The sequence below is a fragment of the Methylobacterium sp. M6A4_1b genome, assembly GCF_053345175.1.
The window spans coordinates 36,182-60,918 of record NZ_JBKEZQ010000021.1 but is presented as its reverse complement, the minus strand read 5'-3'; the positions used below and the strand labels follow the sequence as shown (position 1 = coordinate 60,918).

The window sequence follows — 24,737 nt, the reverse complement described above, 5'->3', positions numbered from 1 at the left end:
CACCGATGCCACCAGCATGCACCAAAATTCTTTGTATGCAATATACCAGGGAATGAAATGTCGTTTGGGACGTACGAGGCAGCAATCGGCGGAGGCTCCACTCTCTAGCGTGAATGATCGTGCAGGTTGTCGAGGCGCGGCTCTACGCCGTCTGCGCACCGACACGCACCCGCCGGAGGCGGGCGCAGGTGGCATGCAGGCGTCGAAACGAGCGTTCGGCGGCGAGGCGGGTCCTATTCCGCCGCGATGCGGCTCGCCTCGCGATAGGGATGGGCCGGGTAGGTGCCGATGATCCGCAATTCGCGCGAGAAGTAGCCGAGTTCGGCGAGGGCCCGGGCGAGGCCGGGCTCCTCCGGGTGGCCGTCCACCTCGGCATAGAACTGGGTCGCAACGAACTGGCCGCCGACCATGTAGCTCTCGAGTTTCGACATGTTGACGCCGTTCGTGGCGAAGCCGCCCAGCGCCTTGTAGAGGGCCGCCGGGATGTTGCGGACCCGGAAGACGAAGCTGGTGACCATCGGCCCGGCCTCGGGCGAGACCGCCTCGGGCTCGGGTGAGAACACCACGAAGCGGGTGGTGTTGTGGCTCTCGTCCTCGACGTCGCGCTCCAGGATGTCGAGGCCGTAGACCTCCGCGGCCAGGGCGGGGGCCAGGGCGCCCCGGGTGGGATCGCCCGCCTCCGCCACCTCGCGGGCCGCGCCGGCGGTGTCGCCGGCGACGATCGGGCGGACGCCGAGGCGTCGGATGATCTTGCGGCACTGCCCGAGGGCGTGGACGTGACTGTGCACCGTCCGGATCTGTCCGATCGCGGTGCCGGGCAGGACCATCAGCTGGAAATGGATCGGCAGGAAGTGCTCGGCCACGATGTGCAGGCCCGAGGTCGGGATCAGATGGTGGATGTCCGCCACCCGGCCCGCGATCGAGTTCTCGATCGGGATCATCGCCCGCGTGGCGCGGCCCTCCTTCACGGCCGCGAAGGCGTCCTCGAAGGTCGGGCACGGCAGCGGCGCCCAGTCCGGGTAGGCCTGGGCGCAGATGATGTGGGAGTTCGCGCCGGGCTCGCCCTGGTAGGAGACGATGTGCTGGGGCATGGCGGGCTGGTCTTTCCGAGGCGCTTCAGTTCAGGCGGCGGGCCGACAGGATGGCGCGGGCGCGCTCCAGGTCGGCGGGGGTGTCGACGCCCAGCGGCAGGTCGTCGACGACGATGGCGTCGATGCGCATGCCGGCCTCGAGCGCCCGGAGCTGCTCCAGCTTCTCGCGGGTCTCGAGTTCGCCGGGCGGCAGGGCCATGAAGCGGGCCAGCGCCTTCCGGCGATAGGCGTAGAGGCCGATGTGATGGTAGAGCGGCCCCTCGCCCCAGGGCGCCTCGGCGCGGGTGAAGTAGAGCGCGCGCAGGCGGCGGGTGCCCACCGTGTGGCCGACGAGCTTGACCACGTTGGGGTCGCGCCGCTCCGACTCCTCGGTGATGACGGCGCAGAGGGTGGCGATGTCGACCGTGCGGTCGGCCAGAGGCAGGATCGCGGCGCCGATGATGCCCGGGTCGATGGTCGGAAGGTCGCCCTGGACGTTGACCACGACGTCGTGGTTGCCCTGCGGATCGATGATCTCCAGGGCCTCCGCCAGACGATCCGAGCCGGAGGGATGGTCGGCCCGGGTCAGCACCGCGAGGCCGCCGACGGCCTCGATGGTCTCGACGATGGCCGGCGTGTCCGTGGCCACCACGACCGGTCCGATGCCGGCTTCCACGGCCCGGCGCCAGACGTGCACGATCATCGGCTCCCCGGCGAGATCGGCCATCGGCTTGTTCGGCAGGCGGGTCGCGGCCATGCGCGCGGGAATGAGGACGATGGGATCGGACATCGGTCTGGGCCCTGCTCCGGCTGGGGCCGGTGCTTAACAGCGGCGCCACGGGTTGTCATGCCGCCCGCTCAGGCGGGGCCTTGCCGCCCGCTCAGGCGGGGCCTCGCCGACCCGGGTTCCGCCCCTCGTCCGCCGGACGGGAACCGGATCGGCCCGCTCGCGTCTGAAGAAGTGAGGGATGGCGGCGACACCGGCCGCTCTGCGACTACGCGAAGCGCGACGGGACCATTGTCAAGGTCGGGCTTGAGCGGCTAAGCACCCTCGACCGTTTCCAAAGTCCGGCACAGCTGCGCGCTGGACTTCGCCCTGAATTCTCCCCCCTCAGGCCGGCCGCACCGGAGTTGTCGAGAATGGACTCTTTCGAGCTGAACAAGGTTGCGGGTGCCGCGCTCGGCGCGCTGCTGTTCGCCGTGGGGTCGGGCTTCGTCGCCGAGCTGATCTATCATCCCAAGCCCGCGGGCAATGCGGGCTATGCCCTGCCCGAGCCGCAGGCGAAGGCCGCCGGTGGCGCCGCGCCCGAGGCGAAGGCCGAGCCTCTGCCGATCCGTCTGGCCAGCGCCACCGTCGACAAGGGTCAGTCGGCCGCCAAGAAATGCGCCTCCTGCCACAGCTTCGAGAAGGGCGGCCCGAACAAGGTCGGCCCGCATCTCTGGGGCGTGGTCGACCGCCAGCGCGCCCACGAGCCCGGTTTCGAGTACTCGGCCGCGCTGAAGGAGAAGGGTGGGACCTGGACCTACGACGAGCTCGACCACTTCCTGGCGAACCCCAAGGGCTACGTCCCCGGCACCAAGATGGCCTTCGCGGGCATCACCTCGCCGGCCGAGCGTGCCGACGTCATCCTCTACCTGCGCAGTCTCGCCGATACGCCCCACCCGCTGCCGGCGGCGGAGAAGAAGGCCGAAGGCGACAAGCCGGCCGAAGCCCAGCCGGCCGCCGCCAAGGCTGGAGATGCCAAGCCCGCCGACGCCAAGCCCGCCGACGCCAAGCCCGCCGCTGCCAAGCCGGCTGCTGCCAAGCCGGCCGAAGACCAGAAGCCCGAGGTCGCCAACCCGGCCACGGCCGCCAAGCCCACCGTCGCAGGCGAGGAGGCGAACAAGCCGGCGTCCGTGAAGCCCGCCGACGACACCCCGGTGCAGGCGGCTCCCGCCGCGCCGCCCGCCCCGGCCGCGACCGTACCGGCCGAGAAGCCGGCCCAGCAATAGGCCGGGCTTCCGGCGCGGATGGAGCTTTTCCAGGAACGAAGAAGGCCGGGCATCGCCCGGCCTTCTTCGTTCGTCGGGACCGAGGACGGGCGTCCGGGTCGGGGGTCCTGCGCGCACGCGCCCGCTTGGCGTTCGCGGCTGGTCCGTCCTAGAACACCCGCCTGCCGTCGCCGGTGCGGTGGCGGAACCGCGACCCCGGAATCCGGAGACCGCCTGCCCGTGATGAGAATTGCCCTGATCGGACGCCTCGTCGCCGCCCTCGCCTTCCTGGCCTGTGGCCTGCCCGCCCGGGCCGCCCCCGATCCGGCGCCCGCCGCGCCCAAAGGCGCCTGGATGCCCGCGATCACGCTGATGGGCGAGCCGAAATACGGCCCCGGCTTCAAGCATTTCGACTACGCCGACCCGAACGCGCCGAAGGGCGGCCTCGTGCGCCTCGGGGCCCAGGGCGGCTTCGACAACTTCAACTACGTGGTGTCGGGCCTGAAGGGCGATCTCGAGGGTGGGATCGTCCAGATCTACGATACCCTCATGACGGAATCGGCCGACGAGCCGTTCACCTCCTACGGCCTCCTCGCCGACGGCGCGCGCCTCGCCGACGACCTCTCGGCGGTGTCCTACCGCCTGCGCGAGAACGCCCGCTGGCACGACGGCCAGTCGGTGACGCCCGAGGACGTGGTCTGGTCCTTCGATGTCCTGAAGGCGAACAGCCCGTTCTACTCGGCCTATTACCAGACCGTCACCAAGGCCGCCGTCACGGGCCCGCGGGAGGTGACCTTCATCTTCTCCGAGGCCGGCAACCGCGAACTTCCGCAGGTCCTCGGCCAGTTGCGCGTGCTGCCCAAGCACTGGTGGACGGCCAAGGACGCGCAGGGGCGTCCGCGCGACGTGACCCAGACCACCCTGGAGATTCCCCTCGGCTCGGGTCCCTACCGCCTGGCGAAGTTCGAGGCCGGACGCAGCGCCACCTACGAGCGGGTGGCGGATTACTGGGCAAAGGACCTGCCGGTGAATGTCGGCCGCAACAACTTCGACACCATGCGCAACGAGTATTTCCGCGATGCGACGGTGCTGATCGAGGCGCTGAAGGGCGACCTGTTCGACTTCCGGGCCGAGAACGTGGCGCGCAACTGGGCCACGGCCTACGACAGTTTTCCCGCCGTGAAGGAGGGCCGCCTGCTCAAGGAGGAGTTCCCCGATCGGGGCAACGGCAACATGCAGGCCTTCGTGCTCAACACCCGCCGGGCGAAGTTCGCCGATGCGCGCGTGCGCCGGGCCTTCAACCTGGCGATGAACTTCGAGGAGATGAACCGGTCGCTGTTCTTCGGCCTCTACAAGCGCATCGATTCCTACTACTTCGGCTCGGAGCTGGCCGCGTCCGGGCTGCCGCAGGGCGACGAGCTGGCGATCCTCGAGGGTGTGAAGGACAAGGTTCCCCCTGCCGTCTTCACCACGCCCTACGCCAACCCCGTCAACGGCACGCCGGACGCGGTGCGCGCCAACCTGCGCGAGGCCGTCGGCCTCCTGAAGCAGGCCGGCTACGAGCTGCGCAACGGCCAGATGACGGACGTGAAGAGCGGCGAGCCCCTCACCGTCGAGTTCCTCGAATTCCAGAGCGTGTTCGAGCGGGTGGTGCTGCCCTACGCGGCGCAGCTTAAGCTCATCGGCATCAACAGCAACCTGCGCGTCATCGACCAGGCGCAGTACCAGAACCGCCTGCGGGCCTTCGACTTCGACATCACCACGAGTTCGTGGCCGGAATCCCTCTCGCCGGGCAACGAGCAACGCGAGTACTGGGGCTCGGCCTCGGCCGACAAGGCCGGCTCCCGCAACCTCATCGGCATCAAGGATCCGGCCATCGACGCCCTGATCGAGAAGGTGATCTTCGCCAAGGATCGCCCCGGCGTCCTGGCGGCGACCCACGCCCTCGACCGGGTGCTGCTGGCTCACGACTTCGTCGTGCCGCAATGGGGCTCGAACGTCTCGCGCACCCTGCGCTGGAACCGCTTCGGGCACCCGGAGGTGCTGCCGAAATACGGCAGCTCGGGCTTCCCCGCGACCTGGTGGTACGACGAGGCCCTGGCCGCGAAGACCGGGGCTCCGCGTTGAGTGCCGGCCCGACCCGGCGCGCCGTCGTCGCGGGTGCCGGCGCTGTCGGTGCAACCCTGGTCCTGCCCGCCCCCGCCCGGGCGGCGGCCCGCACCAGCCACGGCCTGTCGAGCTTCGGAGACCTGAAGTACCCACCCGACTTTCCGAACTTCGACTACGTCAATCCGGATGCGCCACGGGGGGGTCGCTTCGCGGCCCAGCTCGCCTCCACCCTGGGCAACCAGGCTTCCGACACCTTCAACACCCTGAACATCTACGTCCTGCGCGGCGACGGCGCCGCCGGCATGAACCTGACCTTCGACTCGCTGATGGTCCGCGCCCTCGACGAGCCGGACGCGCTCTACGGCCTCCTCGCCCGCTCGGTCGAGATTTCCGAGGATGGGCTGTCCTACCGCTTCAGCCTGCGGCCGCAGGCCCGCTTCCACGACGGCTCGCGCCTCACCGCCCACGATGTGGCGGCGTCGATGCGCCTGCTGAAGGAGAAGGGCCACCCCGAGATCTCGCAGGTGATCCGTGACCTCGCCGAGGCGACCGCCGAGGACGACGCCACGGTGACCCTGCGCTTCGCGCCCGGCCGCAGCCGCGACCTGCCCCTCTTCGCGGCGAGCCTGCCGGTGTTCTCGGCCGCCTACTACGCCAAGCGCGAGTTCGAGGCCTCCTCCCTGGAGCCGCCCCTCGGCTCCGGGCCCTACCAGGTCGGGCGCCTGGAAGCGGGCCGCTTCATCGAGCTGGAGCGCGTCAGGGATTACTGGGGCGCCGACCTGCCGGTGAATGTCGGCCAGAACAACTTCGACGCCATCCGGTACGAATATTTCCGTGATCGCCAAGTGGCGTTCGAGGCGTTCAAGGGCGGCGCCTTCACCTTCCGCGAGGAGTTCACCGCCCGGGTCTGGGCCACGGGCTACGACTTCCCCGCCGTGCAGGAGGGCCGCGTCCGCAAGGAGGTCGTGCCCGATGCCCGTCCCTCCGGCATGCAGGGCTGGTGGATGAACACCCGGCGCGAGGCCTTCCGGGATCCCCGGGTGCGCGAGGCGATCGGCCTCTGCTTCGACTTCAACTGGTCGAACGCCAACCTGATGTACGGCGCCTACATCCGCACAGCCTCCTACTTCGAGAATTCGGACCTGAAGGCCACGGGCCGTCCCGCGCCGGAGGAGCTGGCGCTCCTCGACCCCATGCGGGCCGACCTGCCGGCGGAAGTCTTCGGCGAGGCCTGGAGCCCGCCGAGTTCCGACGGCTCGGGCCAGGACCGCGCCCTCCTCAGCCGAGCCGTGGCCCTGCTCCGCGAGGCCGGCTGCACCCGCGACGGCGGCGTCATCCGGCTCCCCTCCGGTAAGCCGCTGGAGATCGAGTTCCTCGACAACGACCCGGTGTTCCAGCCGGTGACGCAGCCCTTCATCCGCAACCTCGGGCTGATCGGCATCCGCGCCAGCATCCGGCTGGTCGATCCCTCGCAGTACCAGGCCCGGGTCAAGGACTTCGACTTCGACCTCACCGCGCGCCGCTTCGCCAACGGACTCACGCCCGGCCCGGAACTCCGCGAGGCGTACGGCTCGCGCGCCGCCGGCACGCCCGGCTCGAACAACTTGGGCGGCATCGCCAGCCCCGCCATCGACGCCCTGATCGACAAGGTGACGGAGGCGACGTCCCGCGCCGACATGCTCCACGCTGCGCGCGCGCTCGACCGGGTGCTGCGGGCCGGCCGCTACTGGGTACCGATGTGGTACAAGGCCGATCACCGGCTGGCCCTCTGGGACGTCTATGGCCGCCCGGCCAAGGGTCCGACCTACGATCTCGGTGTGCCGAACGTCTGGTGGTACGACGCCGCCAAGGCCCGGCGCATCGGCCGAACCTGAGGGACACCCGTGCTCGGCTATATCCTGCGCCGCATCGCGCTCATGGTCCCGACGATCTTCGGGATCATGCTGATCACCTTCGTCATCGTGCAGTTCGCCCCCGGCGGCCCCGTGGAACGGGTGCTGGCGCAGCTTCAGGGCCAGAACGAGGGCAGCCTGTCGCGGGTGACGGGCGGAGCCGGCGACCTCGGCGGCGCCGCCCGCAGCGGAGGCGGCGGGGAGGCCAATGCCCGCTACCGCGGAGCGCAAGGGCTCGACCCCGCCTTCATCAAGAAGCTCGAGCAGCAGTTCGGCTTCGACAAGCCGGCTCCCGAGCGCTTCGCCAAGATGATCTGGGACTACGTCCGGTTCGATTTCGGCAACAGCTACTTCCGCGACGTCTCGGTGCTGCAGCTGATCCGCGAGCGCCTGCCGGTGTCGATCTCGCTCGGCCTTTGGATGACGCTGATCTCCTACGCGATCTCGATCCCGCTGGGCATCCGCAAGGCGGTGCATGACGGCTCTCGTTTCGATCTCTGGACCTCGACCGTGGTCATCATCGGCTACGCGATCCCGAGCTTCCTGTTCGGCATCGCGCTGATCATCCTGTTCGCCGGCGGCTCCTTCGTGCAGATCTTCCCGATCCGGGGCCTGACCAGCGAGAATTTCGAATCCCTGAGCCTTTGGGGCAAGGCGGTCGACTACGCCTGGCACATGACCCTGCCGCTGGCGGCCCTGGTCCTCGGCGCCTTCGCGACCTCGACCCTGCTCACCAAGAACTCCTTCCTCGACGAGATCCGCAAGCAATACGTGCTCACGGCCCGGATGAAGGGCCTCTCCGAGCGCCGGGTGCTCTACGGCCACGTCTTCCGCAACGCCATGCTCATCGTCATCGCGGGCTTTCCGGCGGCCTTCATCTCGGCCTTCTTTACCGGGTCGCTGCTGATCGAGACGATCTTCTCCCTGGACGGGCTCGGGCTCCTGTCCTTCACCTCCATCGTCGGGCGCGACTACCCCGTGGTGTTCGCGACCCTGTACATCTTCTCCCTGCTCGGGCTGGCGGTGAACCTGCTCTCCGACCTGATCTACACCTGGATCGACCCGCGCATCGACTTCTCGGCGCGGGCGACGTGACCGCGCTGCCCCTCGTCATCCGGCACGAGTACGCGGGCGACGGCGAGGCCATCGAGCGGCTCCATGCCCGCGCCTTCGGCCCCGGGCGCTTCGCCCGCACCGCCTACCGCCTGCGCGAGGGTACGGTGCCGGTGGCCGAGCTCTGCTTCACCGCCCTGGTGGCCACCTATCTCGTCGGGTCGGTGCGGGTGGGGCCGGCCGAGGCCGGCGGGCCGCTGCTGGTGCTGGGGCCGCTCACCGTCGATCCGAGCTTCGAGGGCCGCGGCATCGGCGCGGCCCTGATGACGGCCTGCCTCGACGCGGCGGCCGCCGCCGACCACGGCCTCGTCATCCTGATCGGCGACGCGCCGTACTATCGCCGCTTCGGCTTCTCGCCGATTCCCCAGGGCCGCCTCGTGCCGCCCTCCCCGGTCGACCCGGCCCGCTTCCTCTGGCGCGAGCTGAAGAGCGGCGCGGCCGCCACGGTCTCGGGGAACGTCAGGGCACTTCGCGCGGGTCGCTTCTCGCCGCTGCCGGAGTGATCCGCCCCAGCTCCGTTTCCATCGGGCGATCCTTCTCCCCTGTGCAGGAGAAGATGGCCCCCGAAGCGGCTCGGATGAGGGGAGCGCCGTATCCGGATAGGTCGCGCCCTTTTCCCGCCTGCTCCGCAGGCACCCTCCCCCGCAATGGGGGAAGGGTCGCGGGCGCTCACGCCGCCCGGCCGCGCCGCCCCTCGACCAGCCACATCGCCAGCACCGCGCCCGCGAGGGCCGCCAACGCCCACAAGCCCAGCGCCAGCGGGTAGACCTCCACGCCCCGGATATTCGCGCTGTCGCTCGGCCGGAAGCCGATCCAGTCGGCCCCGCTCAGGCGCCCGCCGCGCACGGATTGCAGGCGCGGCACCACGGTTCCGCCGCCGGCCTCGGCGACCCGGCGGATGGAGCCGCCGGTGCCCTCGGCCAGGGCCTTCACGCGCTCGGTGTCGCTGAACACGTCGGCGAGTTCGCGCGGGTTCGGCGGCCCGACGCTGACGAAGGCGACGAGATTGCCCGAGCGCAGGGTGTGCAGGCCGAGTTCGGTGGCCTCGAAGGTCGTGGCGAAGAGGCCCGGCTCGCCCTGCGCCAGGGTCAAGGTGCGCTGGCTGCCGGTGGGACCCGTGACGGTGACGGGCTCCACCGTGTCGGCCATGGTCTGGCGCTCGACCCGCACCTCGCGGCCATGCCCGGTGGTCTGCGCCCGCAGGGCCTCCTCCTCCAGGGCCGGCTCCTTCATGAGCCAGTGCCCGAGCCGGCGCAGCAGGTCGAGATAGGGGCCGCCCTCCTGATATCCGCGCGCCCAGAGCCAGGCATGGTCGGAGGTGAGCAGCGCGACCCGGCCCTTCTCCTCGCGGGACAGGGCCAGGAGCGGCAGGGCGTTCGGCCCCTGCAGGATCGGTTGGATGCCGGGCCGCACTTGCGTCGAGACGATGCGGAGCCAGTCGCCCCAGGCCGGGGGCGAGGCCTCGGAGCCCGGGAGTGCGCGGGTCACCGGATGGCGGTTGCCGATATTGGTGAGCGACGCCTTGTAGGGCTGCTCGACCACCCGCCCATTGGGCTCGCCCGGCAGGATCGCGGCCAGCCGGGTGCGGGACAGGCTCGAGGGCGATGCGAATTCGGGGCCGGCCGCGATCAGCAGGGCGCCGCCCTCGCGGACGTAGCGGACGATGTTGTCGAAATAGGCCGAGGGCAGCACGCTCTGGTTGGCGTAGCGGTCGAAGATGATCAGGTCGAAATCCTTGATCTTCTGGACGAACAGCTCGCGCGTCGGAAAGGCGATCAGGGAGAGTTCGGAGATCGGCGTGCCGTCCTGCTTCTCCGGCGGGCGCAGGATGGTGAAGTGGACGAGGTCGACGTTGGCATCGGACTTCAGGAGGTTGCGCCAGGTCCGCTCGCCCTGGTGCGGCTCGCCCGAGACCAGGAGAACCCGCAGCTTCTCGCGGATCCCCTCGATGGGCAGGACCGCGCGGTTGTTGATGGTGGTGAGTTCGCCCGGCAGGGGCTCGACCTCGATCTCGACCACGTTCGGGCCGCCGTGCTCGATCCGCATCGTCAGGGAGAAGGGCTGCCCTGTCGGGAAGGTCCGGCGCCCGACCTCCTCGCCGTCGCGGCGCACGGTGACGGTGGCGGTGCCCGTGCCGCCCCGCTCCATCACTTCGGCCCGGATGGTGAGGTCGCGCCCGACGATGCCGAAGCGCGGGGCCTCGATGAGCTTGATCTGCCGGTCGCGCTCGTCCGGATGGCCGGTGACCAGGACGTGGAGCGGGCCCTTAAGCCCCAGCGCCGCCACCGAGGCCGGGATGTCGTGGACGACGCCGTCGGTCAGCATGACGACGCCCGCCAGCCGCTCGGCCGGCACGTCGGCCAGCGCCTGCGACAGGGCGGTGAACAGCCGGGTGCCCTCGTCGCCCTCCTTGGCGTCGGGCACGTCGATGAACCGCGGCTCGATGTTGGTCAGGGCTCCGAAGCGGCGCTGCAACTCGGCGCGCACCGCATCGGTCACGGCCGGACGGTCGCCCAGCGCCTGCGAGCCCGAGCGGTCGACCACGATGGCGGCGATGTCCTTCACCGGCTCGCGGTCCTCGCGCACCAGGGACGGATTCGCGATCGCGAGGAGGACCAGGGCCAGGGCGAGCGCCCGCAGGATCGCGGTGCGGCCCCGGGCAAGGATGGCCAGCACGGCGAAGACCGCGACGAGGATCCCGAAGCCGATCAGCACCGGCCAGGGCACGAGGGGGGTGAAGCTGAGGCTCAGCATGGGCGCAGGGCCTCCGGTGCGGGGTACGTCACTGGCCGAGCCGCTCCAACAGCGCCGGAACGTGGACCTGGTCGGCCTTGTAGTTGCCGGTGAGCGTGTAGATCACGAAGTTGATGCCGCCGCGGAAAGCCATCTCGCGCTGGCGCTGGTCGCCGCCGACGATGGGGTAGAGCGGCTCGCCGCGCTTGCCCACGGCCCAGGCCGCGGCGAGGTCGTTGCTGGTGATGACGATGGGCGAGACGCCGTCGCCGGCCCGGGCCGGACGACGCTCGTTGCCTTCGCCGGCCGGCGGCAGGGTCTCGACCCAGGTCTGGCCGGTGGCGTAGCGGCCGGGGAAGTTGTCGACGAGGTAGAAGGCCTTGGTCAGCACGTGGTCCGGCGGCACCGGCTCGAGCTCGGGCACCTCCAGGGTCGCCAGCATCTTGCGAAGATAGGCCCCCTCGGGCGTCGGCGGGCCGCCCGGCCGCGCGGTGAGCGCGTCGCGGGTGTCGAAGATCACGGTGCCGCCGTTGCGCATGAAGGCGTCGATGCGCCGGATCGCGGTCTCGCTCGGCTGCGGCCGCCCCGCGACGATGGGCCAGTAGATCAGCGGATAGAAAGCGAGCTCGTCCTTCGCGGGGTCGATCCCGATCGGGTCGCCGGGCTCCAGGGCGGTGCGGCTCGCCAGCATCTGGGTCAGGCCCGAAAGGCCGGCCCGGCTCGCGGTGTCCGCCGCCTCGTCGCCGGTCACCACGTAGGCGAGCCGGGTCGCAAGGGCCGAGTCGAAGGCGCCCGCACGGGCCGGGGCGGCCGATTGGGCCTGCACCGGCCGGGGCATGCAGACCAGGGGACCGAGGACGAAGCCGGCCAGGAGAATCGCGGCCGGGCGCGAGACGAAGCCCCGCGCACGCCGGAGGAAGCCGCCGAGCCAGAGGCCCGCGAGGGTGTCGAGGATGAGGAGCATCAGGGCCAGGGTGAAGAGGGTGGCGCGCAGGTCGAGGGTCTCGGCACCGGCGAGCGAACCGAGGCGGGCACCCGACAGGGCTGCGAAGTCGAAGGGCTTCAGCCGGTCGGTCACCCCGAGGGCGTTGACGGCGATGCCGCCATCGGCCGGTCCGTAGAAGCCCGGCGGATGCTCCAGGGTCGCGCGGTCGCCGGAATCGGCGGAGACCGCGGTGGCCCCGGCCGGCGGGGCTCCGAGGGCGCCGAACCCGTCCAGGGTGAGACGCGGCGCCAGCACGGCGGTGGGCCGCGCGGCATCGCCCACCGGCAGGGCCTTGGCGCCGGCGAGGTTCACCACCCGGCGCAGCATGTCGATGAACAGGCCCGACAGGGGCAGGTTCGACCAGGTCGTGTCCGCCGTGACGTGGAAGAGCACGACGAGGCCCTGGCCGCGCTTCTGCGCCGTGACGATGGGGGTGCCGTCCTGGAGCGACGCCCAGGTCCGGCCCGGCAGGTCGCCGTCGGGCTCGGCCAGGATCTGCCGGCGCACGCCGATATCGGCCGGCGGCGTCAGGCCGGCGAAGGGGCTCTCGGGTGCGAAGGGGGCCAGGGTCCTGGGGCTGTCCCAGGAAAGCGTGCCGCCCAGGGTGCGGCCGCCGCGGCGCAGGCGCACCGGCACGAGGGGATCGTTGCCGGCGGCAAGGCGCGGCCCCGCGAAGCGCAGCAGGAGGCCGCCCTCGTCGACGAACCGTTCGACGCGGGCGAGGGTCGGCCCGTCGAGGGCGCCGACGTCGGCCAGTACGAGCACGGAGACCTGGTTGTCGAGGAGTTGGGTGATCGAGTCCGCGATGCCCTTGGCTCCGCGCGGCTCCTGCACGTCGGCATAGGGGCTGAGCGCGTGCGAAAGATAGTAGGTGGGCGCCAGCAGGGGCTGCGCCTGATCGCTGGTTCCGCCGAAGATGAGACCGACGCGGCGGCGCTTGCCGCGCTCGTCGACCAGGGTCACGGCACCGGCCGAGCGCTCGGCCGCGACTTCGATCCGGCTGATGCTGTTGCGGAGTTCCACCGGCAGGTCGAAGCCGACCTCGGTCTCGGTGGCGTCGGGCGCGAAGGTGAAGGCGTGCTCCGCCAGCGGCAGGCCCTTCTGGTCGACGGCGCGCACGAGACCGGTGTCGCGACCGTTCGGTGCCGCCCGCAGGACATGCGCGGTGAGCTGGCCGCTGGCCTCCGCGGCCGAGAGCGCGAGCGCCGGAGGCCGGTCGGCCTTCAGGATGGTGAGCGAGGCCCCGGTCCGGCCGACGAGGTCGGCGAGACTCTTGCCGAAGGTGTCCTCGCCCGGGCCCGCGACGCCGTCGCTGATCCAGAGGATCGCCGTGCTCGGGCTGCGCTCGAGAAAGGCGGCGAGCGTCGGCAGGTGCGCGGCGCGGTCGGCGAGATGGGGACGCGGCGCGATCGCCCGCAGGCGCTCCAGGGCCGCGGCCGGAACCTTCGACTCCAGGGCGGCGGTCGGCTCGGCCAGGGCGGTCACCGCCACGGGCCGGCCGTCGCGGGCCGCGCCCTCGATCGCGTCGGTGGCGACCCGCAGGCGGTCGCGCCAGTCGTGGGCGGCGGTGAAGCCGTTGTCGAGCACGACGAGGAGCGGCGTGCGCCCGGTGACGGCGCCGGTCCCGGAGGGATTCCAGACCGGGCCGGACACCGCCAGGATCAGGCAGGCGGCGACGAGAATCCGCAGGATCAGCAGCCAGGGGGGCGTCCGCGCCGGCGTCTCGCGCTTACCCAGGAGGTCGGCCATGATCCGCAGGGGCGGAAAATCGATGCGGCGCGGTCGCGGCGGGGTCACCCGCAGCAGGAACCACAGGGCGGGCAGGGCGACGAGCACGGCGAGAGCCAGAGGCGCGGCGAAGGTGAGGGGCAATCCGAGCATGCGGTGATCCTCAGCCGGTCCCGCGCGCCGCGGCGACGAGGGTCAGCAGGCGCAGCGCCGCCTCGCTCGCCGGCCGATCGGTGCGATGGATCGTCAGGGTCCAGCCCTGGGTCCGGGCGATTTCCGCGAGGCGGTCGCGATGGGCCGCGATTCGCACCCGGTAGGCCTCACCCCAGGCGCCGGCATCGCCGACATTGAGGCTGAGCTTCGACTCGAGATCGTGCAGGACCGCCTGTCCGGAGTACGGAAACGTCTCCTCGACGGGATCGACGATCATCACGAGGTGCCCTCGGGTGCCCCGGCCGGCGAGCCGATCCACCGAGGCCTTCACGGTCTCGGGCGGCGACAGGAAATCGCTGATCAGCACGGCCTCGTCGAACCGGCCCGGGTTCGCGGGCGGCGGGGCGTCGTCGTCCTGCCCCTTGGCATCGGCGACGAGGGCCTGGGCCATGGTCTCGATGATGCGGCGCGAAGCGGTCGCGCGGGTGAGGCCGAGCAGACCGGTGCGCTCGCCGCCCTCCACCAGGGCGTCGGCGAGCGCGAATCCCAGGACGAGGGCGCGCTCCACCTTCGGGGCTTGCGCCAGGTGCGAGGAAAAGCCCATGGAGGCCGAGCGGTCGATCCAGAACCAGATGTTGTGGGTGGCCTCCCACTCGCGTTCGCGCACGTAGAGCCGGTCGTCGCGGGCCGAGCGGCGCCAGTCGATGCGCGCGGCGGCCTCGCCGGCGACGAACGGCCGGAACTGCCAGAAGCTCTCGCCCGGCCCGGCCCGGCGGCGGCCGTGGATGCCGTGGGCCAGCGTCGAGGAAACCCGCCGGGATTCGAGGATCAGCCGCGGCATCCGCTCGGCCAGGGCCAGCGCGCTCTCGGTCTCGCGGCGTCCGGGATTTCGCGCGCGCCGGTCGAGGACCTGGGTGGCGCCGCCGCCGGGCCGGGAAATCGCCATGCCCTAGAGCTTGCCGGCGAGTTGGGCGATGAGGCCCGGGATGGTCTCTCCGTCCGCGCGTGCGGCGAAGCTCAGCGCCATGCGGTGCTTCAGCACGGGCTCGGCCAGGGCCTTCACGTCGGCGACGGAGGGCGCGACGCGGCCCTCGATCAGGGCCCGGGCGCGCACCGCCAGGGTGAGCGCCTGACTGGCGCGGGGGCCCGGCCCCCAGAGGAGCTTGCCCTTGAGCGCGGGGTCGCCGCCCTCGGGACGCGCGGACCGCACGAGGTCGAGAATGGCATCGACCACCGCGTCCCCGACGGGCAGGCGGCGCACGAGGCGCTGGGCCGTGAGCAGCGCCTCGGTGGACATCACCGCTTGCGGCTTGTGCTCGTCGACGCCGGTGGTCTCGATCAAAATGCGGCGCTCGGCGGCGCGGTCGGGATAGCCGACATCGATCTCCAGCAGGAAGCGGTCGAGCTGGGCCTCGGGCAGCGGATAGGTGCCCTCCTGCTCGATCGGGTTCTGGGTGGCCAGCACGTGGAAGGGGCGCGGCAGGTCGTGGCGCTCGCCGGCCACCGAGACGAAGTGTTCCTGCATCGCCTGGAGCAGGGCCGACTGCGTGCGCGGGCTGGCGCGGTTGATCTCGTCGGCCATGAGGAGCTGGGTGAAGACCGGCCCCTTCACGAAGCGGAAGGAGCGGTGCCGGTCGGCATCCTCGTCGAGGATCTCGGTGCCCAGGATGTCCGACGGCATCAGGTCCGGGGTGAACTGCACCCGGCGGGCATCGAGGCCGAGGACGGTGCCGAGGGTCTCGACGAGCTTGGTCTTGGCGAGGCCGGGCAGACCGACGAGGAGGCCGTGGCCGCCGGCCAGGATCGTCACCAGGGCGAGGTCGACGACCTTCTCCTGGCCGAAGATGACCTTGTGGATCGCCTCGCGCGCCTGCCCCACCGACCCGAGACAGGCTTCCGCCGTGGCGACGATGCCGTCATCGAGGGTGGTGGCCGGCTGGGAGCCCTGAATCATGCGTGTCGGTCCTGGCTTCTCCGCGTCGGCCGTCGAGGCTCGCGCGCGGCGGGATTGCGCCGTCGGGGGGCGGGCCTGGCGTCGGCCGTATGCCCGGGAGTGTGGCGCCCTTTGCGGCACGCTGGCAAGGTCGGCGCGACGACGCAGGGTTCGGGCCGCGTTCGGCGATCCGGCGTGCCTCTCTTCTCCCGTGGGTGAAGGGAACCCGTCGCGACGACGAAGACCGAAGCGATCGATCGGCAGCGCACGAGATTTCCGGGGATCCTATCGCGTGATCCGGGCGGTGCCAACAAAACCCTCTAATACTTGTGATAGACTTGTCTATAGAGGCGGAATGCCATCAAATCTTCGGAGGCGTACCGTGATGCGCCCCCCGGCCGTCACAGGCCGCCGCGCGCGAGGTGTTCCGATGTCCATCACGCAACTCGATCGCATCCGTGCCCGGCTCGCCGAGCGGCCGAGACCCGGCGACCCCGCCGCCCGGCGCGAGCGCCTCGACAGTTTGGGCGCGGGTTACGCGCTGGCACCCGACGTGACGGTGGAGCGCGCGGAGGTGCCGGGCGTGCGCGCGGAATGGACATGCACGGCCAATGCGGATGCCACGCGGGTGCTCCTGTTCCTGCATGGGGGCGGCTACATGGCCGGCTCCCTCGCCAGCCACCGCCACGTGGTGGCCGAGGCCGGACGGGAGGCGGGCACGCGGACCCTCGCCCTGGCCTATCGGCTCGCCCCCGAGCATCCGTTCCCGGCCGCCCTCGAAGATGCGCTGGCGGGCTACCGGTTCCTCCTCGAGAGCGGGGTCGCGGCGGAGCGCATCGTCCTGGCCGGAGAGAGCGCGGGCGGCGGCCTCGCCCTCGCGACGGTGATGTCGCTGCGTGCGGCCGGCCTGCCGCTTCCGCGCTGCCTCTGGCTCTCCACGCCCTGGGTCGATCTGGCGCTCACCGGCGCCACCCTCGCCAGCAAGGCCGCGGTCGATCCGCTCCTCAGCCGGGCCTATCTGGCGGAACTCGCCGCCGCGTACCTCGCGGGCTCCGACCCGCGCGCGCCGCTCGTCTCGCCGATCTACGGGGATCTGACGGGTTTTCCGCCGATGCTGATCCAGGTCGGGTCCGCCGAAATCCTGCTCGACGATGCCCTTCGGCTCGCGGGCGCTGCGGCGGCGGCGGACGTGCCGGTGACGCTGGCGGCGTGGCCTCACATGATCCACGCCTGGCACCTCTTCTACCCGGAGGTGGAGGAAGGCCGTTCGGCCCTTCGGGAGGCGGGTTCGTTCCTGCGCGCGCATTTCGACGGAGCCGGGCAGACATGACCGTGGGGATCGCGGGCCGCCGCGACGCCGGTACGCGGGTCTGGTGCCTGCGGCCTCGCCGGCCATAGCCACCCTCGGCCGCCCCGATCCGGCCCTCGGCATCGCTGTTCCCTCGCTGTCCGGATGCGCTATCTGATGATCCCATGACGCAAGCCGATCCTGCCCCGTCCGGCGACCCGACCATCGACCGCCTCGGCGCCGCCCTCGGGGACGTGGCCCGACGCGGCCCGCCGCCGGTGGAGCGCTGGGATCCGCCGTTCTGCGGGGCGATCGACATGCGGATCGCCGCCGACGGGACCTGGCACCACGACGGCACGCCGATCCGCCGCCAGGCCCTCGTCAAGCTGTTCGCCTCGATCCTCAGACGCGAGCCCGATGGCGGCTACGTCCTGGTCACCCCCGTGGAGAGCGTCGGCATCACGGTGGTGGATGCGCCCTTCGTGGCCGTGGAGATGGCGGTGGAGGGCGACGCTCCGGGGCGGCGCATCGCTTTCCGCACCAATGTCGACGACCTCGTGCCGGTGGATGCCGGCCATGCCCTGCGCTTCGAGCAGGATGCGGGCGGCGGCCTGCGCCCCTACGTCCATGTCCGCCGCGACCTCTGGGCGCTGCTGACCCGGGCGCTGACCTACGACCTCCTCGCCCTGGCCGAGGAGCAGGACGGCTGGCTCGGCGTCGCGGCCGGCGGCGCCTTCCACCGCATCGCCCCCGCCGAGAGCGCATGAGGCAGCCCGACGCGCTGGCCGACCTTGTCGCGCGGGCCGGCGCCCGCCTGTCCGCGGAGCCGCCCGGAGACGGCGCTCCCACCGCGAACCCGCGGGGCGACCACGACCTCGACGGGGCCAACGCGGCGGTGGTGCCGGAGCGCCCGCACCGGCGCGCCGCGGTGCTGGTGCCGGTGCTGCCCCGGGCGGACGGCCCCAGCGTGCTGTTCACCGTGCGGGCCGCGCACTTGCGCGACCATTCGGGGCAGATCGCCTTTCCGGGCGGAAAGATCGACCCCGACGATCCGAGCCCGGCCGAAGCCGCCTTGCGCGAGGCGCACGAAGAGGTCGGCCTTCCCGCCGCGGCGATCCGTGTCCTCGGCTATCTCGATCCCTATCTCTCGGCGACCGGCTTCCTGGTGCAGCCCGTACTCGGCCTCGTGGACCCGGAAGCAGGCCTGACCCTGAATCCGGACGAGGTCGCCGCCACCTTCGAGGTTCCCCTGAGCCACCTCCTCGATCCGAGCCAGCGCCGCATCGAGAGCGCAGTCTGGCGCGGGCGGCAGCGGCGCTACTACGCCATCACCTACGGGGAGTTCCGGATCTGGGGCGTCACCGCCGGGATCGTCAACAACCTGCGGGAGCGCCTCTTCCCGTGACGCCGCGCCCGCTCACCCGCCGCCCGAGACAATCATGATTCGCCGCGTCCTCGAAGAAGTCCTGATCTTCCTCTCCCCGTTCCTGCTCTTCGCGGTCTACCTCGCGATCCGCGGGCGTCGGCCGGACCATGGGGCGAACTGGGACGGGCAGGCCTTTCGCCTGACCCTCGCGGGCCTCGTGCTGGTCATCGTGTCCCTGGTGGCGACGGGACTGTTCAGCGAGCACCATCGCGGCGGCTACGTGCCGCCGCATCTGGAGAACGGGCAGGTCGTGCCTGGGCGCTTCCAATGAGCGGGCACGCATTGGACGAAGCGGGTCTGGCGCACCTTCTCGACAGGCCGGAGGTCCGACGCGTCCTCGCCGCCCTGGCAGCCGAGGGCGAAGCGACCCGCCTCGTCGGCGGCTGCGTGCGCGACGCCCTGCTGCGCCGTGCGGGCGACGACATCGACCTGACGACGACGCTGCTGCCGCCGGCCGTGATGGCGAAGGCCGAGGCGGCCGGCCTGCGCGCCATCCCGACCGGAATCGAGCACGGCACCGTCACCCTGCTCGCGGGAGCGGCCGCCTTCGAGGTCACGACCCTGCGGGAGGATGTCGAGACCGATGGCCGTCACGCCGTCGTGCGGTTCGGCCGTGACTTCGTCCTCGATGCGCAACGCCGGGATTTCACCATCAACGCGCTCTCGCTCGCCCCGGACGGCGCACTCCACGACACGACCGGCGGGGTCGAGGATCTTCGGGCCGGGCGCGTGCGCTTCATCGGCGAGGCCCGGACGCGGATTCGCGAGGATGCCCTGCGCATCCTGCGGTTCTTCCGGTTTCACGCCCGCTACGGTGCCGGAGCGCCCGATCCGGCGGGGCTGGCCGCCTGCATCGCCGCCCGCGACGCGCTGGACGGGCTCTCGCGGGAGCGGATCCGCGCCGAATTCCTGAAGCTGCTCATGGCTCCCGGCGTGATCGCTGCCGTGACCATCCTGAGCGAGGCCGGGCTGCTCATGCGGCTGACAGGCGGGCTCGGTGATCGTGGCCGTTTCGAGCGTGCCCTCGCGGAGAACGAAGTGGGATCGGCGATCGCGCGGCTGGCCGTGCTGGCAATCTGGTCCGAGGCGGATGCCGGGCGGCTGGAGGCCGGCCTACGGCTTTCCAAGGGCGAACACGCTGCGCTGGCCGCCTATGGCCGGGCCGTCAGCGCGCTGCATGGACGGGCCGTGATCGACGATTCGGAAATGCGCCGGCTGGCCGCCGACCATGATCGCACCGCGCTGGGTCTGGCGCGTGCGGCGACCCGCGGCGAACCGAATCCGACCCTGTCGCCGGAGGCGGAAGGCCGTCTCGAAGGATTGCAGCAGGGCCGGATCGCTGCGCCGAAGTTTCCCCTCACGGGCGCCGATCTCGTAGCGCGAGGCATTCGGCCCGGTCCGGAGATCGGCCGCCGACTCGCCCGTGCGCGCGCCCTGTGGCTGGATCTCGCCTGCCCGGAGGATGCGGCCGCGCGCGAACTCCTGCTCGAGCGTGCGACCGGGTAGGATCCCGAAAGCTGCCGGGCCTCAGAAGTTGAGGGCGACCTTGGCGTCGCGCAGCTGGACGATCTGGCCGTTCAGTTCGTCCTTCTTGGCGAAGTCCTCGGTGGCGTCGCGCAGCATCTCGACGGCCTCGATGTCCCGATCGAGGGATTCCGGCGAGATCTCTTCGAAGGGGTTCGCACGCTCGGCGATGACCGTCACGGAGGTCGGACCGATATCGGCGAAGCCACCGCGGACCAGGACGCGCTTGCCGGTGTGACCGGCCTCGTTGATCACGATGACGCCGACCTTCAAGGCGGTGAGCACGGGAGCATGGCCGGGAAGAACCGTCATCTCGCCCTCGATGCCGGGCAGTTGCACGGCCTCGATCTGGCCGGAATACAACGTCCGCTCGGGGCCGACGAAATCGAACTGGAAGGTGGCCATGAGGTCGAGGATCCCGGCTCGGGTTGTCTGTGCGGAGTGACGGCGCGCCGTGCCCGTAAGGCGCGCGCCGTCGTGTTCGTCGTCAGGCCCGGCGGCGATCGGCAACGAAGCCGATCCCGAGGCCCAGCACCGCGCCGATGACGGCGAAGATGCCGATATGCTGCATCTGGCCCGTGGTCAGGGAGCCGCCGCGGGTTCCCGCGGGCGTGTCTCCCTGAACCTCGAGGCTGAACGAGCCGATCTTGATCTCGGCGGCCTCGGGCCGGGTGAGATACCCGGCGAGACCGCCGACCACGAGACCGACGAGGAGGAGAACGACCTTGGCGTTCAAGACCTCAGGCCGCCGCGGCGATCTTCTTCGCCTTCTCCTTGGCGTCCTCGATCGTACCGACCATGTAGAACGCCGCCTCCGGCAGGTCGTCGTACTCGCCGTTCACGAGGCCCTTGAAGCCCTTGATCGTGTCGGCCAGCGGGACCTGGATGCCCGGCGAGCCGGTGAAGATCTCGGCCACCGAGAAGGGCTGCGAGAAGAAGCGCTCGATCTTGCGGGCGCGGGCGACGGTGAGCTTGTCCTCTTCCGAGAGCTCGTCCATGCCCAGGATCGCGATGATGTCCTGCAGGGCCTTGTAGCGCTGCAGGGTCTGCTGGACCTTGCGGGCGACGTCGTAGTGCTCCTCGCCGAGGACGGCGGGGTTGAGCATGCGCGAGGTGGAGTCCAGCGGATCCACGGCCGGGTAGATGCCCTTCTCGGCGATCGAGCGCGACAGCACGGTCGTGGCGTCGAGGTGGGCGAACGAGGCGGCGGGCGCCGGGTCGGTCAGATCGTCAGCCGGCACGTAGATGGCCTGCACCGAAGTGATCGAGCCCTTGGTGGTGGTGGTGATGCGCTCCTGGAGGGCGCCCATGTCGGTGGCCAGCGTCGGCTGGTAGCCCACCGCCGACGGGATGCGGCCCAGCAGCGCCGACACTTCCGAGCCGGCCTGGGTGAAGCGGAAGATGTTGTCCACGAAGAACAGCACGTCCTGCCCCTGGTCGCGGAAGTCCTCGGCGATGGTCAGGCCGGTGAGGGCGACGCGGGAGCGGGCGCCGGGGGACTCGTTCATCTGGCCGTAGACCAGGGCGCACTTGGAGCCTTCCGCCGAGCCGTTATGCTCCTTCGGGTCCATGTTCACCTTGGACTCGATCATCTCGTGATAGAGATCGTTGCCCTCGCGGGTGCGCTCACCGACGCCGGCGAACACCGAGTAGCCGGAGTGCACCTTCGCGATGTTGTTGATGAGCTCCATGATCAGCACGGTCTTGCCGACGCCGGCGCCGCCGAACAGGCCGATCTTGCCGCCCTTGGCGTAGGGGGCGAGGAGGTCGACCACCTTGATGCCGGTGACGAGGATCTGCGACTCGGTGGACTGCTCGGAATAGGCGGGCGCCGGCTGGTGGATGGCGCGCAGGGTGTCCGACTGGATCGGGCCGGCCTCGTCGATCGGCTCGCCGATGACGTTCATGATGCGGCCGAGGGTGTTGAAGCCGACCGGGACCTTGATGGCCTCGCCGGTGTCGGTGACTTCCTGGCCGCGGACCAGGCCTTCCGAGGTGTCCATGGCGATGCAGCGCACGGTGCTCTCGCCGAGCTGCATGGCGACTTCGAGAACGAGGCGGCTGCCGTTGTTCTTGGTCTCCAGGGCGTTCAGGATCTCGGGCAGGTGGCCGTCGAAGTGAACGTCGACCACGGGGCCGATGACCTGGGTGATCTTGCCGACCTTGCTCGAGCCGGCGCCGGGGATCGCGGTGTTCGCCATGTTACGGGTCCTTTGGAAATGTTGCGGTCAGGGCGTCGGGTGCGCTTAGAGCGCTTCGGCGCCCGAGATGATCTCGATGAGTTCCTTGGTGATCATGGCCTGACGCGTCCGGTTGTAGATCTGCGTCTGCTTCTTGATCATCTCGCCCGCGTTGCGCGTGGCGGAGTCCATGGCACCGGTGCGGGCACCCTGCTCGGAGGCGGCGTTCTCCAGGAGCGCGCGGAACACCTGGACGGTGAGGTTGCGCGGGAGCAGCGTGTCGAGGATGGCCTCCTCGCTCGGCTCGAACTGGAGGGCGGCGTCGGGGGCCGTCGCGCCGGTCTCCGGAAGCTCGGCCGGGATGAGCTTCTGCGCCGTGGGGATCTGGGAGATCACGGAGCGGAAGCGCGAGTAGAAGAGCGTCGCGACGTCGAACTCGCCGGCATCGAAGCGGGCGATGATGCTGTCGGCGATCTCGGCGGCGAACTCGTAGTCGACCGCCTTGTTGCCGCGCAGATCGCGGTTCTCGATGATCTCGTCGCGGAACTGGCGACGGAGCAGATCGTAGCCCTTCTTGCCGACGGTGATGATCTTCACCGTCTTGCCCTCGGCCGCCAGCTTGCGGGCATGCTCGCGGGCCAGACGCGCGATCGACGAGTTGAAGCCGCCGCACAGGCCGCGATCGGCGGTGCAGACGACGAGCAGGTGCGTCTTCTCGGAGCCGGTGCCGGACAGGAGCCGGGGACCCTGCACGCCGCCGACGAGGTTCGCCGCGAGGTTGCCGAGCACCTGGGACATCTTCTCGGCGTAGGGACGCGCGCTCTCGGCGGCCATCTGGGCGCGCCGCAGCTTGGCGGCAGCGACCATCTGCATGGCCTTGGTGATCTTCTGCGTGCCCTTCACCGAGGTGATGCGGTTCCGCAGATCCTTCAAACTCGCCATGGGGTGACTTCCAGATCCATCCGCTGCCGCTCAAGGCGAGGCGCCCGAACGACCCGAGCGCCTGCTCTCACTGAGGTCCGGCCACCCGGGGGCGGCCGGTCGTGCTGTCGAAGCTTTACGCCAGGGACTTGGCGACGCTCTCGACGACGCCCTTCAGCGTCTTGGCACTGTCGTCGGACAGGTCCTTCGAGTCGCGGATCTTGGTGAGGAGGTCGGCGTGCTTGGTACGCAGGGCCGAGAGCAGGGCGTCCTCGAAGGGACGGACCTTGTTCAGCGGCAGGGTGTCCAGGTAACCGTTCACGCCGGCGTAGATCACGGCGACCTGCTCTTCCATCTTCAGCGGCGAGAACTGCGGCTGCTTCAGGAGCTCGGTCAGGCGCGAGCCGCGGTTCAGGAGCTTCTGGGTCGAGGCGTCGAGGTCCGAGCCGAACTGCGCGAAGGCGGCCATCTCGCGGTACTGCGCCAGCTCGCCCTTGATCTTGCCGGCGACCTTCTTCATCGCCTTCGTCTGGGCCGAGGAGCCCACGCGAGAGACCGAGAGGCCGACGTTCACCGCCGGGCGGATGCCCTGGTAGAACAGATCGGTCTCGAGGAAGATCTGACCGTCGGTGATCGAGATCACGTTGGTGGGGATGTAGGCCGAGACGTCGTTGGCCTGGGTCTCGATGACCGGCAGCGCGGTCAGCGAGCCGTTGCCGGCGGCATCGCCCATCTTGGCGGCGCGCTCGAGCAGGCGCGAGTGCAGGTAGAACACGTCGCCCGGGTAGGCTTCGCGGCCCGGCGGGCGGCGCAGCAGCAGCGACATCTGACGGTAGGCCACGGCCTGCTTGGAGAGATCGTCGTACACGATCACGGCGTGCATGCCGTTGTCGCGGAAGTACTCGCCCATGGCACAGCCGGCGAAGGGCGCGATGAACTGCATCGGCGCGGCGTCCGAGGCGGTGGCGGCGATGACGATCGAGTATTCGAGCGCGCCGTTGTCCTCGAGGGACTTCACGAACTGGGCGACGGTGGAGCGCTTCTGACCGATGGCGACGTAGACGCAATAGAGTTTCGCGTTCTCGTCGATGCCGGCATGGGCCGGCTTCTGGTTCAGGATGGTGTCGAGGGCGATGGCGGTCTTGCCGGTCTGGCGATCGCCGATGATGAGCTCGCGCTGGCCGCGGCCGACGGGGATCAGGGCGTCGATGGCCTTGAGGCCGGTGGCCATCGGCTCGTGCACCGACTTGCGCGGGATGATGCCGGGGGCCTTCACGTCGACGCGGCGGCGCTCGGTGGTGGCGATGGGACCCTTGCCGTCGATGGGGTTGCCGAGGGCGTCGACCACGCGGCCGAGCAGCGCCTTGCCGACCGGCACGTCCACGATGGCGCCGGTGCGCTTGACGGTCTGGCCTTCCTTGATGTCGCGATCGGACCCGAAGATCACGATGCCGACGTTGTCCTGCTCGAGGTTGAGGGCCATGCCGCGCACGCCGGCCTCGAACTCGACCATCTCGCCGGCCTGGACGCTGTCGAGGCCGTAGGCGCGGGCGATGCCGTCACCGACGGACAGGACCTGACCGACCTCGGTGACCTCGGCTTCCTGGCCGAAATTCTTGATCTGATCCTTCAGGATCGCGGAGATCTCGGCGGCGCGGATGTCCATCGTCGGGCCTCTTGTCTTGGATTGAATGAATGGGGTTGGGAACGG

General features: G+C 70.6%; 21 protein-coding genes. 10 read left to right on the top strand and 11 right to left on the bottom strand.

Annotated elements, in window-relative coordinates:
* Positions 1-233: 233 nt before the first annotated feature.
* Together ACLBWX_RS17900 and ACLBWX_RS17895 are read right to left on the bottom strand one after the other, a co-directional pair.
* Positions 234-1,091 carry a prephenate dehydratase gene (locus ACLBWX_RS17900; RefSeq protein ID WP_447678354.1) on the bottom strand — a complete coding sequence of 286 codons (858 nt, stop codon included), beginning with the start codon at positions 1,089-1,091 and terminating at the stop codon, positions 234-236.
* A 25-nt stretch (positions 1,092-1,116) separates the two neighbouring features.
* Positions 1,117-1,860: a 3-deoxy-manno-octulosonate cytidylyltransferase gene (locus tag ACLBWX_RS17895; RefSeq protein WP_447678353.1), complete on the bottom strand. Its 744-nt coding sequence runs from the start codon at positions 1,858-1,860 to the stop codon at positions 1,117-1,119.
* Positions 1,861-2,210: 350 nt separating this feature from the next.
* Between ACLBWX_RS17895 and ACLBWX_RS17890 the strand changes: the two genes are divergently transcribed.
* The 5 genes from ACLBWX_RS17890 to ACLBWX_RS17870 all read left to right on the top strand — a co-directional run bounded on the left by ACLBWX_RS17890 (position 2,211) and on the right by ACLBWX_RS17870 (position 8,658).
* On the top strand, positions 2,211-3,062 hold the full coding sequence (locus ACLBWX_RS17890) for a c-type cytochrome (RefSeq protein WP_447678352.1): 852 nt from the start codon (positions 2,211-2,213) through the stop codon (positions 3,060-3,062).
* 222 nt (positions 3,063-3,284) lie between these two features.
* The gene (locus tag ACLBWX_RS17885) at positions 3,285-5,168 is read left to right on the top strand and encodes an extracellular solute-binding protein (RefSeq protein ID WP_447678351.1); all 1,884 of its coding nucleotides are present in this window, start codon (positions 3,285-3,287) and stop codon (positions 5,166-5,168) included.
* Positions 5,165-7,024, top strand: a complete 1,860-nt coding sequence (locus tag ACLBWX_RS17880) for an extracellular solute-binding protein (protein WP_447678350.1) — start codon at positions 5,165-5,167, stop codon at positions 7,022-7,024. The genes ACLBWX_RS17885 and ACLBWX_RS17880 overlap by 4 nt, the downstream gene beginning before the upstream one ends.
* A 9-nt stretch (positions 7,025-7,033) precedes the next feature.
* Positions 7,034-8,137, top strand: coding sequence for a microcin C ABC transporter permease YejB (locus tag ACLBWX_RS17875; RefSeq protein ID WP_447678349.1), 1,104 nt, complete (start codon positions 7,034-7,036; stop codon positions 8,135-8,137).
* Positions 8,134-8,658 (top strand): GNAT family N-acetyltransferase, encoded by a 525-nt coding sequence (locus ACLBWX_RS17870; protein ID WP_447678348.1) that lies wholly within the window; start codon positions 8,134-8,136, stop codon positions 8,656-8,658. The genes ACLBWX_RS17875 and ACLBWX_RS17870 overlap by 4 nt, the downstream gene beginning before the upstream one ends.
* A 166-nt stretch (positions 8,659-8,824) precedes the next feature.
* Here the strand turns inward: ACLBWX_RS17870 and ACLBWX_RS17865 are convergent, their stop codons facing one another.
* The 4 genes from ACLBWX_RS17865 to ACLBWX_RS17850 are packed head-to-tail and all read right to left on the bottom strand — an operon-like array spanning position 8,825 to position 15,708.
* The gene (locus ACLBWX_RS17865; protein WP_447678347.1) at positions 8,825-10,909 is read right to left on the bottom strand and encodes a hypothetical protein; all 2,085 of its coding nucleotides are present in this window, start codon (positions 10,907-10,909) and stop codon (positions 8,825-8,827) included.
* Between the two features lie 28 nt (positions 10,910-10,937).
* On the bottom strand, positions 10,938-13,754 hold the full coding sequence (locus ACLBWX_RS17860; protein ID WP_447678346.1) for a DUF4159 domain-containing protein: 2,817 nt from the start codon (positions 13,752-13,754) through the stop codon (positions 10,938-10,940).
* A 10-nt stretch (positions 13,755-13,764) separates the two neighbouring features.
* Positions 13,765-14,700 carry a DUF58 domain-containing protein gene (locus tag ACLBWX_RS17855; protein WP_447678345.1) on the bottom strand — a complete coding sequence of 312 codons (936 nt, stop codon included), beginning with the start codon at positions 14,698-14,700 and terminating at the stop codon, positions 13,765-13,767.
* Positions 14,701-14,703: 3 nt separating this feature from the next.
* Positions 14,704-15,708: an AAA family ATPase gene (locus tag ACLBWX_RS17850; protein ID WP_447678344.1), complete on the bottom strand. Its 1,005-nt coding sequence runs from the start codon at positions 15,706-15,708 to the stop codon at positions 14,704-14,706.
* Between the two features lie 409 nt (positions 15,709-16,117).
* Between ACLBWX_RS17850 and ACLBWX_RS17845 the strand changes: the two genes are divergently transcribed.
* From ACLBWX_RS17845 to ACLBWX_RS17825, 5 genes are all read left to right on the top strand, one after another.
* Positions 16,118-17,017 carry an alpha/beta hydrolase gene (locus ACLBWX_RS17845; RefSeq protein WP_447678343.1) on the top strand — a complete coding sequence of 300 codons (900 nt, stop codon included), beginning with the start codon at positions 16,118-16,120 and terminating at the stop codon, positions 17,015-17,017.
* Positions 17,018-17,160: 143 nt separating this feature from the next.
* Positions 17,161-17,742: a DUF1285 domain-containing protein gene (locus ACLBWX_RS17840; RefSeq protein WP_447678342.1), complete on the top strand. Its 582-nt coding sequence runs from the start codon at positions 17,161-17,163 to the stop codon at positions 17,740-17,742.
* Positions 17,739-18,380: a CoA pyrophosphatase gene (locus ACLBWX_RS17835; RefSeq protein WP_447678341.1), complete on the top strand. Its 642-nt coding sequence runs from the start codon at positions 17,739-17,741 to the stop codon at positions 18,378-18,380. The genes ACLBWX_RS17840 and ACLBWX_RS17835 overlap by 4 nt, the downstream gene beginning before the upstream one ends.
* A 34-nt stretch (positions 18,381-18,414) precedes the next feature.
* A complete protein-coding gene (locus ACLBWX_RS17830) occupies positions 18,415-18,672 on the top strand; it encodes a DUF6111 family protein (protein ID WP_447678340.1) in 258 nt (85 codons plus the stop codon).
* Positions 18,669-19,907, top strand: a complete 1,239-nt coding sequence (locus tag ACLBWX_RS17825; protein WP_447678339.1) for a CCA tRNA nucleotidyltransferase — start codon at positions 18,669-18,671, stop codon at positions 19,905-19,907. Before ACLBWX_RS17830 ends, ACLBWX_RS17825 begins: the two co-directional genes overlap by 4 nt.
* A gap of 21 nt (positions 19,908-19,928) precedes the next feature.
* On the opposite strand, the gene atpC is transcribed toward ACLBWX_RS17825, so the two are convergent.
* The 5 genes from atpC to atpA all read right to left on the bottom strand — a co-directional run bounded on the left by atpC (position 19,929) and on the right by atpA (position 24,692).
* Complete coding sequence (atpC, locus tag ACLBWX_RS17820) at positions 19,929-20,330, bottom strand: ATP synthase F1 subunit epsilon (protein ID WP_447678338.1); 402 nt, start codon at positions 20,328-20,330, stop codon at positions 19,929-19,931.
* A gap of 82 nt (positions 20,331-20,412) precedes the next feature.
* Positions 20,413-20,661 (bottom strand): hypothetical protein, encoded by a 249-nt coding sequence (locus ACLBWX_RS17815; protein ID WP_447678337.1) that lies wholly within the window; start codon positions 20,659-20,661, stop codon positions 20,413-20,415.
* Positions 20,662-20,665: 4 nt separating this feature from the next.
* Positions 20,666-22,126: a F0F1 ATP synthase subunit beta gene (gene atpD, locus ACLBWX_RS17810; protein WP_447678336.1), complete on the bottom strand. Its 1,461-nt coding sequence runs from the start codon at positions 22,124-22,126 to the stop codon at positions 20,666-20,668.
* A 45-nt stretch (positions 22,127-22,171) separates the two neighbouring features.
* Positions 22,172-23,047 (bottom strand): F0F1 ATP synthase subunit gamma, encoded by an 876-nt coding sequence (locus tag ACLBWX_RS17805; protein ID WP_447678335.1) that lies wholly within the window; start codon positions 23,045-23,047, stop codon positions 22,172-22,174.
* Positions 23,048-23,162: 115 nt separating this feature from the next.
* Positions 23,163-24,692, bottom strand: coding sequence for a F0F1 ATP synthase subunit alpha (gene atpA / locus ACLBWX_RS17800; RefSeq protein ID WP_447678334.1), 1,530 nt, complete (start codon positions 24,690-24,692; stop codon positions 23,163-23,165).
* Between the last annotated feature and the right edge of the window lie 45 nt (positions 24,693-24,737).

Excerpts from the sequence above, each read along its gene's own strand:
- ACLBWX_RS17885 (WP_447678351.1), top strand. The coding sequence starts at position 3,285 with ATGAGAATTGCCCTGATCGGACGCCTCGTCGCCGCCCTCGCCTTCCTG.
- ACLBWX_RS17865 (WP_447678347.1), bottom strand. The coding sequence starts at position 10,909 with ATGCTGAGCCTCAGCTTCACCCCCCTCGTGCCCTGGCCGGTGCTGATC.
- ACLBWX_RS17825 (WP_447678339.1), top strand. The coding sequence starts at position 18,669 with ATGAGCGGGCACGCATTGGACGAAGCGGGTCTGGCGCACCTTCTCGAC.
- ACLBWX_RS17850 (WP_447678344.1), bottom strand. The coding sequence starts at position 15,708 with ATGATTCAGGGCTCCCAGCCGGCCACCACCCTCGATGACGGCATCGTC.
- atpC (WP_447678338.1), bottom strand. The coding sequence starts at position 20,330 with ATGGCCACCTTCCAGTTCGATTTCGTCGGCCCCGAGCGGACGTTGTAT.
- ACLBWX_RS17830 (WP_447678340.1), top strand. The coding sequence starts at position 18,415 with ATGATTCGCCGCGTCCTCGAAGAAGTCCTGATCTTCCTCTCCCCGTTC.
- ACLBWX_RS17835 (WP_447678341.1), top strand. The coding sequence starts at position 17,739 with ATGAGGCAGCCCGACGCGCTGGCCGACCTTGTCGCGCGGGCCGGCGCC.
- ACLBWX_RS17900 (WP_447678354.1), bottom strand. The coding sequence starts at position 1,091 with ATGCCCCAGCACATCGTCTCCTACCAGGGCGAGCCCGGCGCGAACTCC.
- ACLBWX_RS17840 (WP_447678342.1), top strand. The coding sequence starts at position 17,161 with ATGACGCAAGCCGATCCTGCCCCGTCCGGCGACCCGACCATCGACCGC.
- ACLBWX_RS17860 (WP_447678346.1), bottom strand. The coding sequence starts at position 13,754 with ATGCTCGGATTGCCCCTCACCTTCGCCGCGCCTCTGGCTCTCGCCGTG.
- ACLBWX_RS17855 (WP_447678345.1), bottom strand. The coding sequence starts at position 14,700 with ATGGCGATTTCCCGGCCCGGCGGCGGCGCCACCCAGGTCCTCGACCGG.
- atpD (WP_447678336.1), bottom strand. The coding sequence starts at position 22,126 with ATGGCGAACACCGCGATCCCCGGCGCCGGCTCGAGCAAGGTCGGCAAG.
- atpA (WP_447678334.1), bottom strand. The coding sequence starts at position 24,692 with ATGGACATCCGCGCCGCCGAGATCTCCGCGATCCTGAAGGATCAGATC.
- ACLBWX_RS17845 (WP_447678343.1), top strand. The coding sequence starts at position 16,118 with ATGTCCATCACGCAACTCGATCGCATCCGTGCCCGGCTCGCCGAGCGG.
- ACLBWX_RS17890 (WP_447678352.1), top strand. The coding sequence starts at position 2,211 with ATGGACTCTTTCGAGCTGAACAAGGTTGCGGGTGCCGCGCTCGGCGCG.
- ACLBWX_RS17805 (WP_447678335.1), bottom strand. The coding sequence starts at position 23,047 with ATGGCGAGTTTGAAGGATCTGCGGAACCGCATCACCTCGGTGAAGGGC.
- ACLBWX_RS17895 (WP_447678353.1), bottom strand. The coding sequence starts at position 1,860 with ATGTCCGATCCCATCGTCCTCATTCCCGCGCGCATGGCCGCGACCCGC.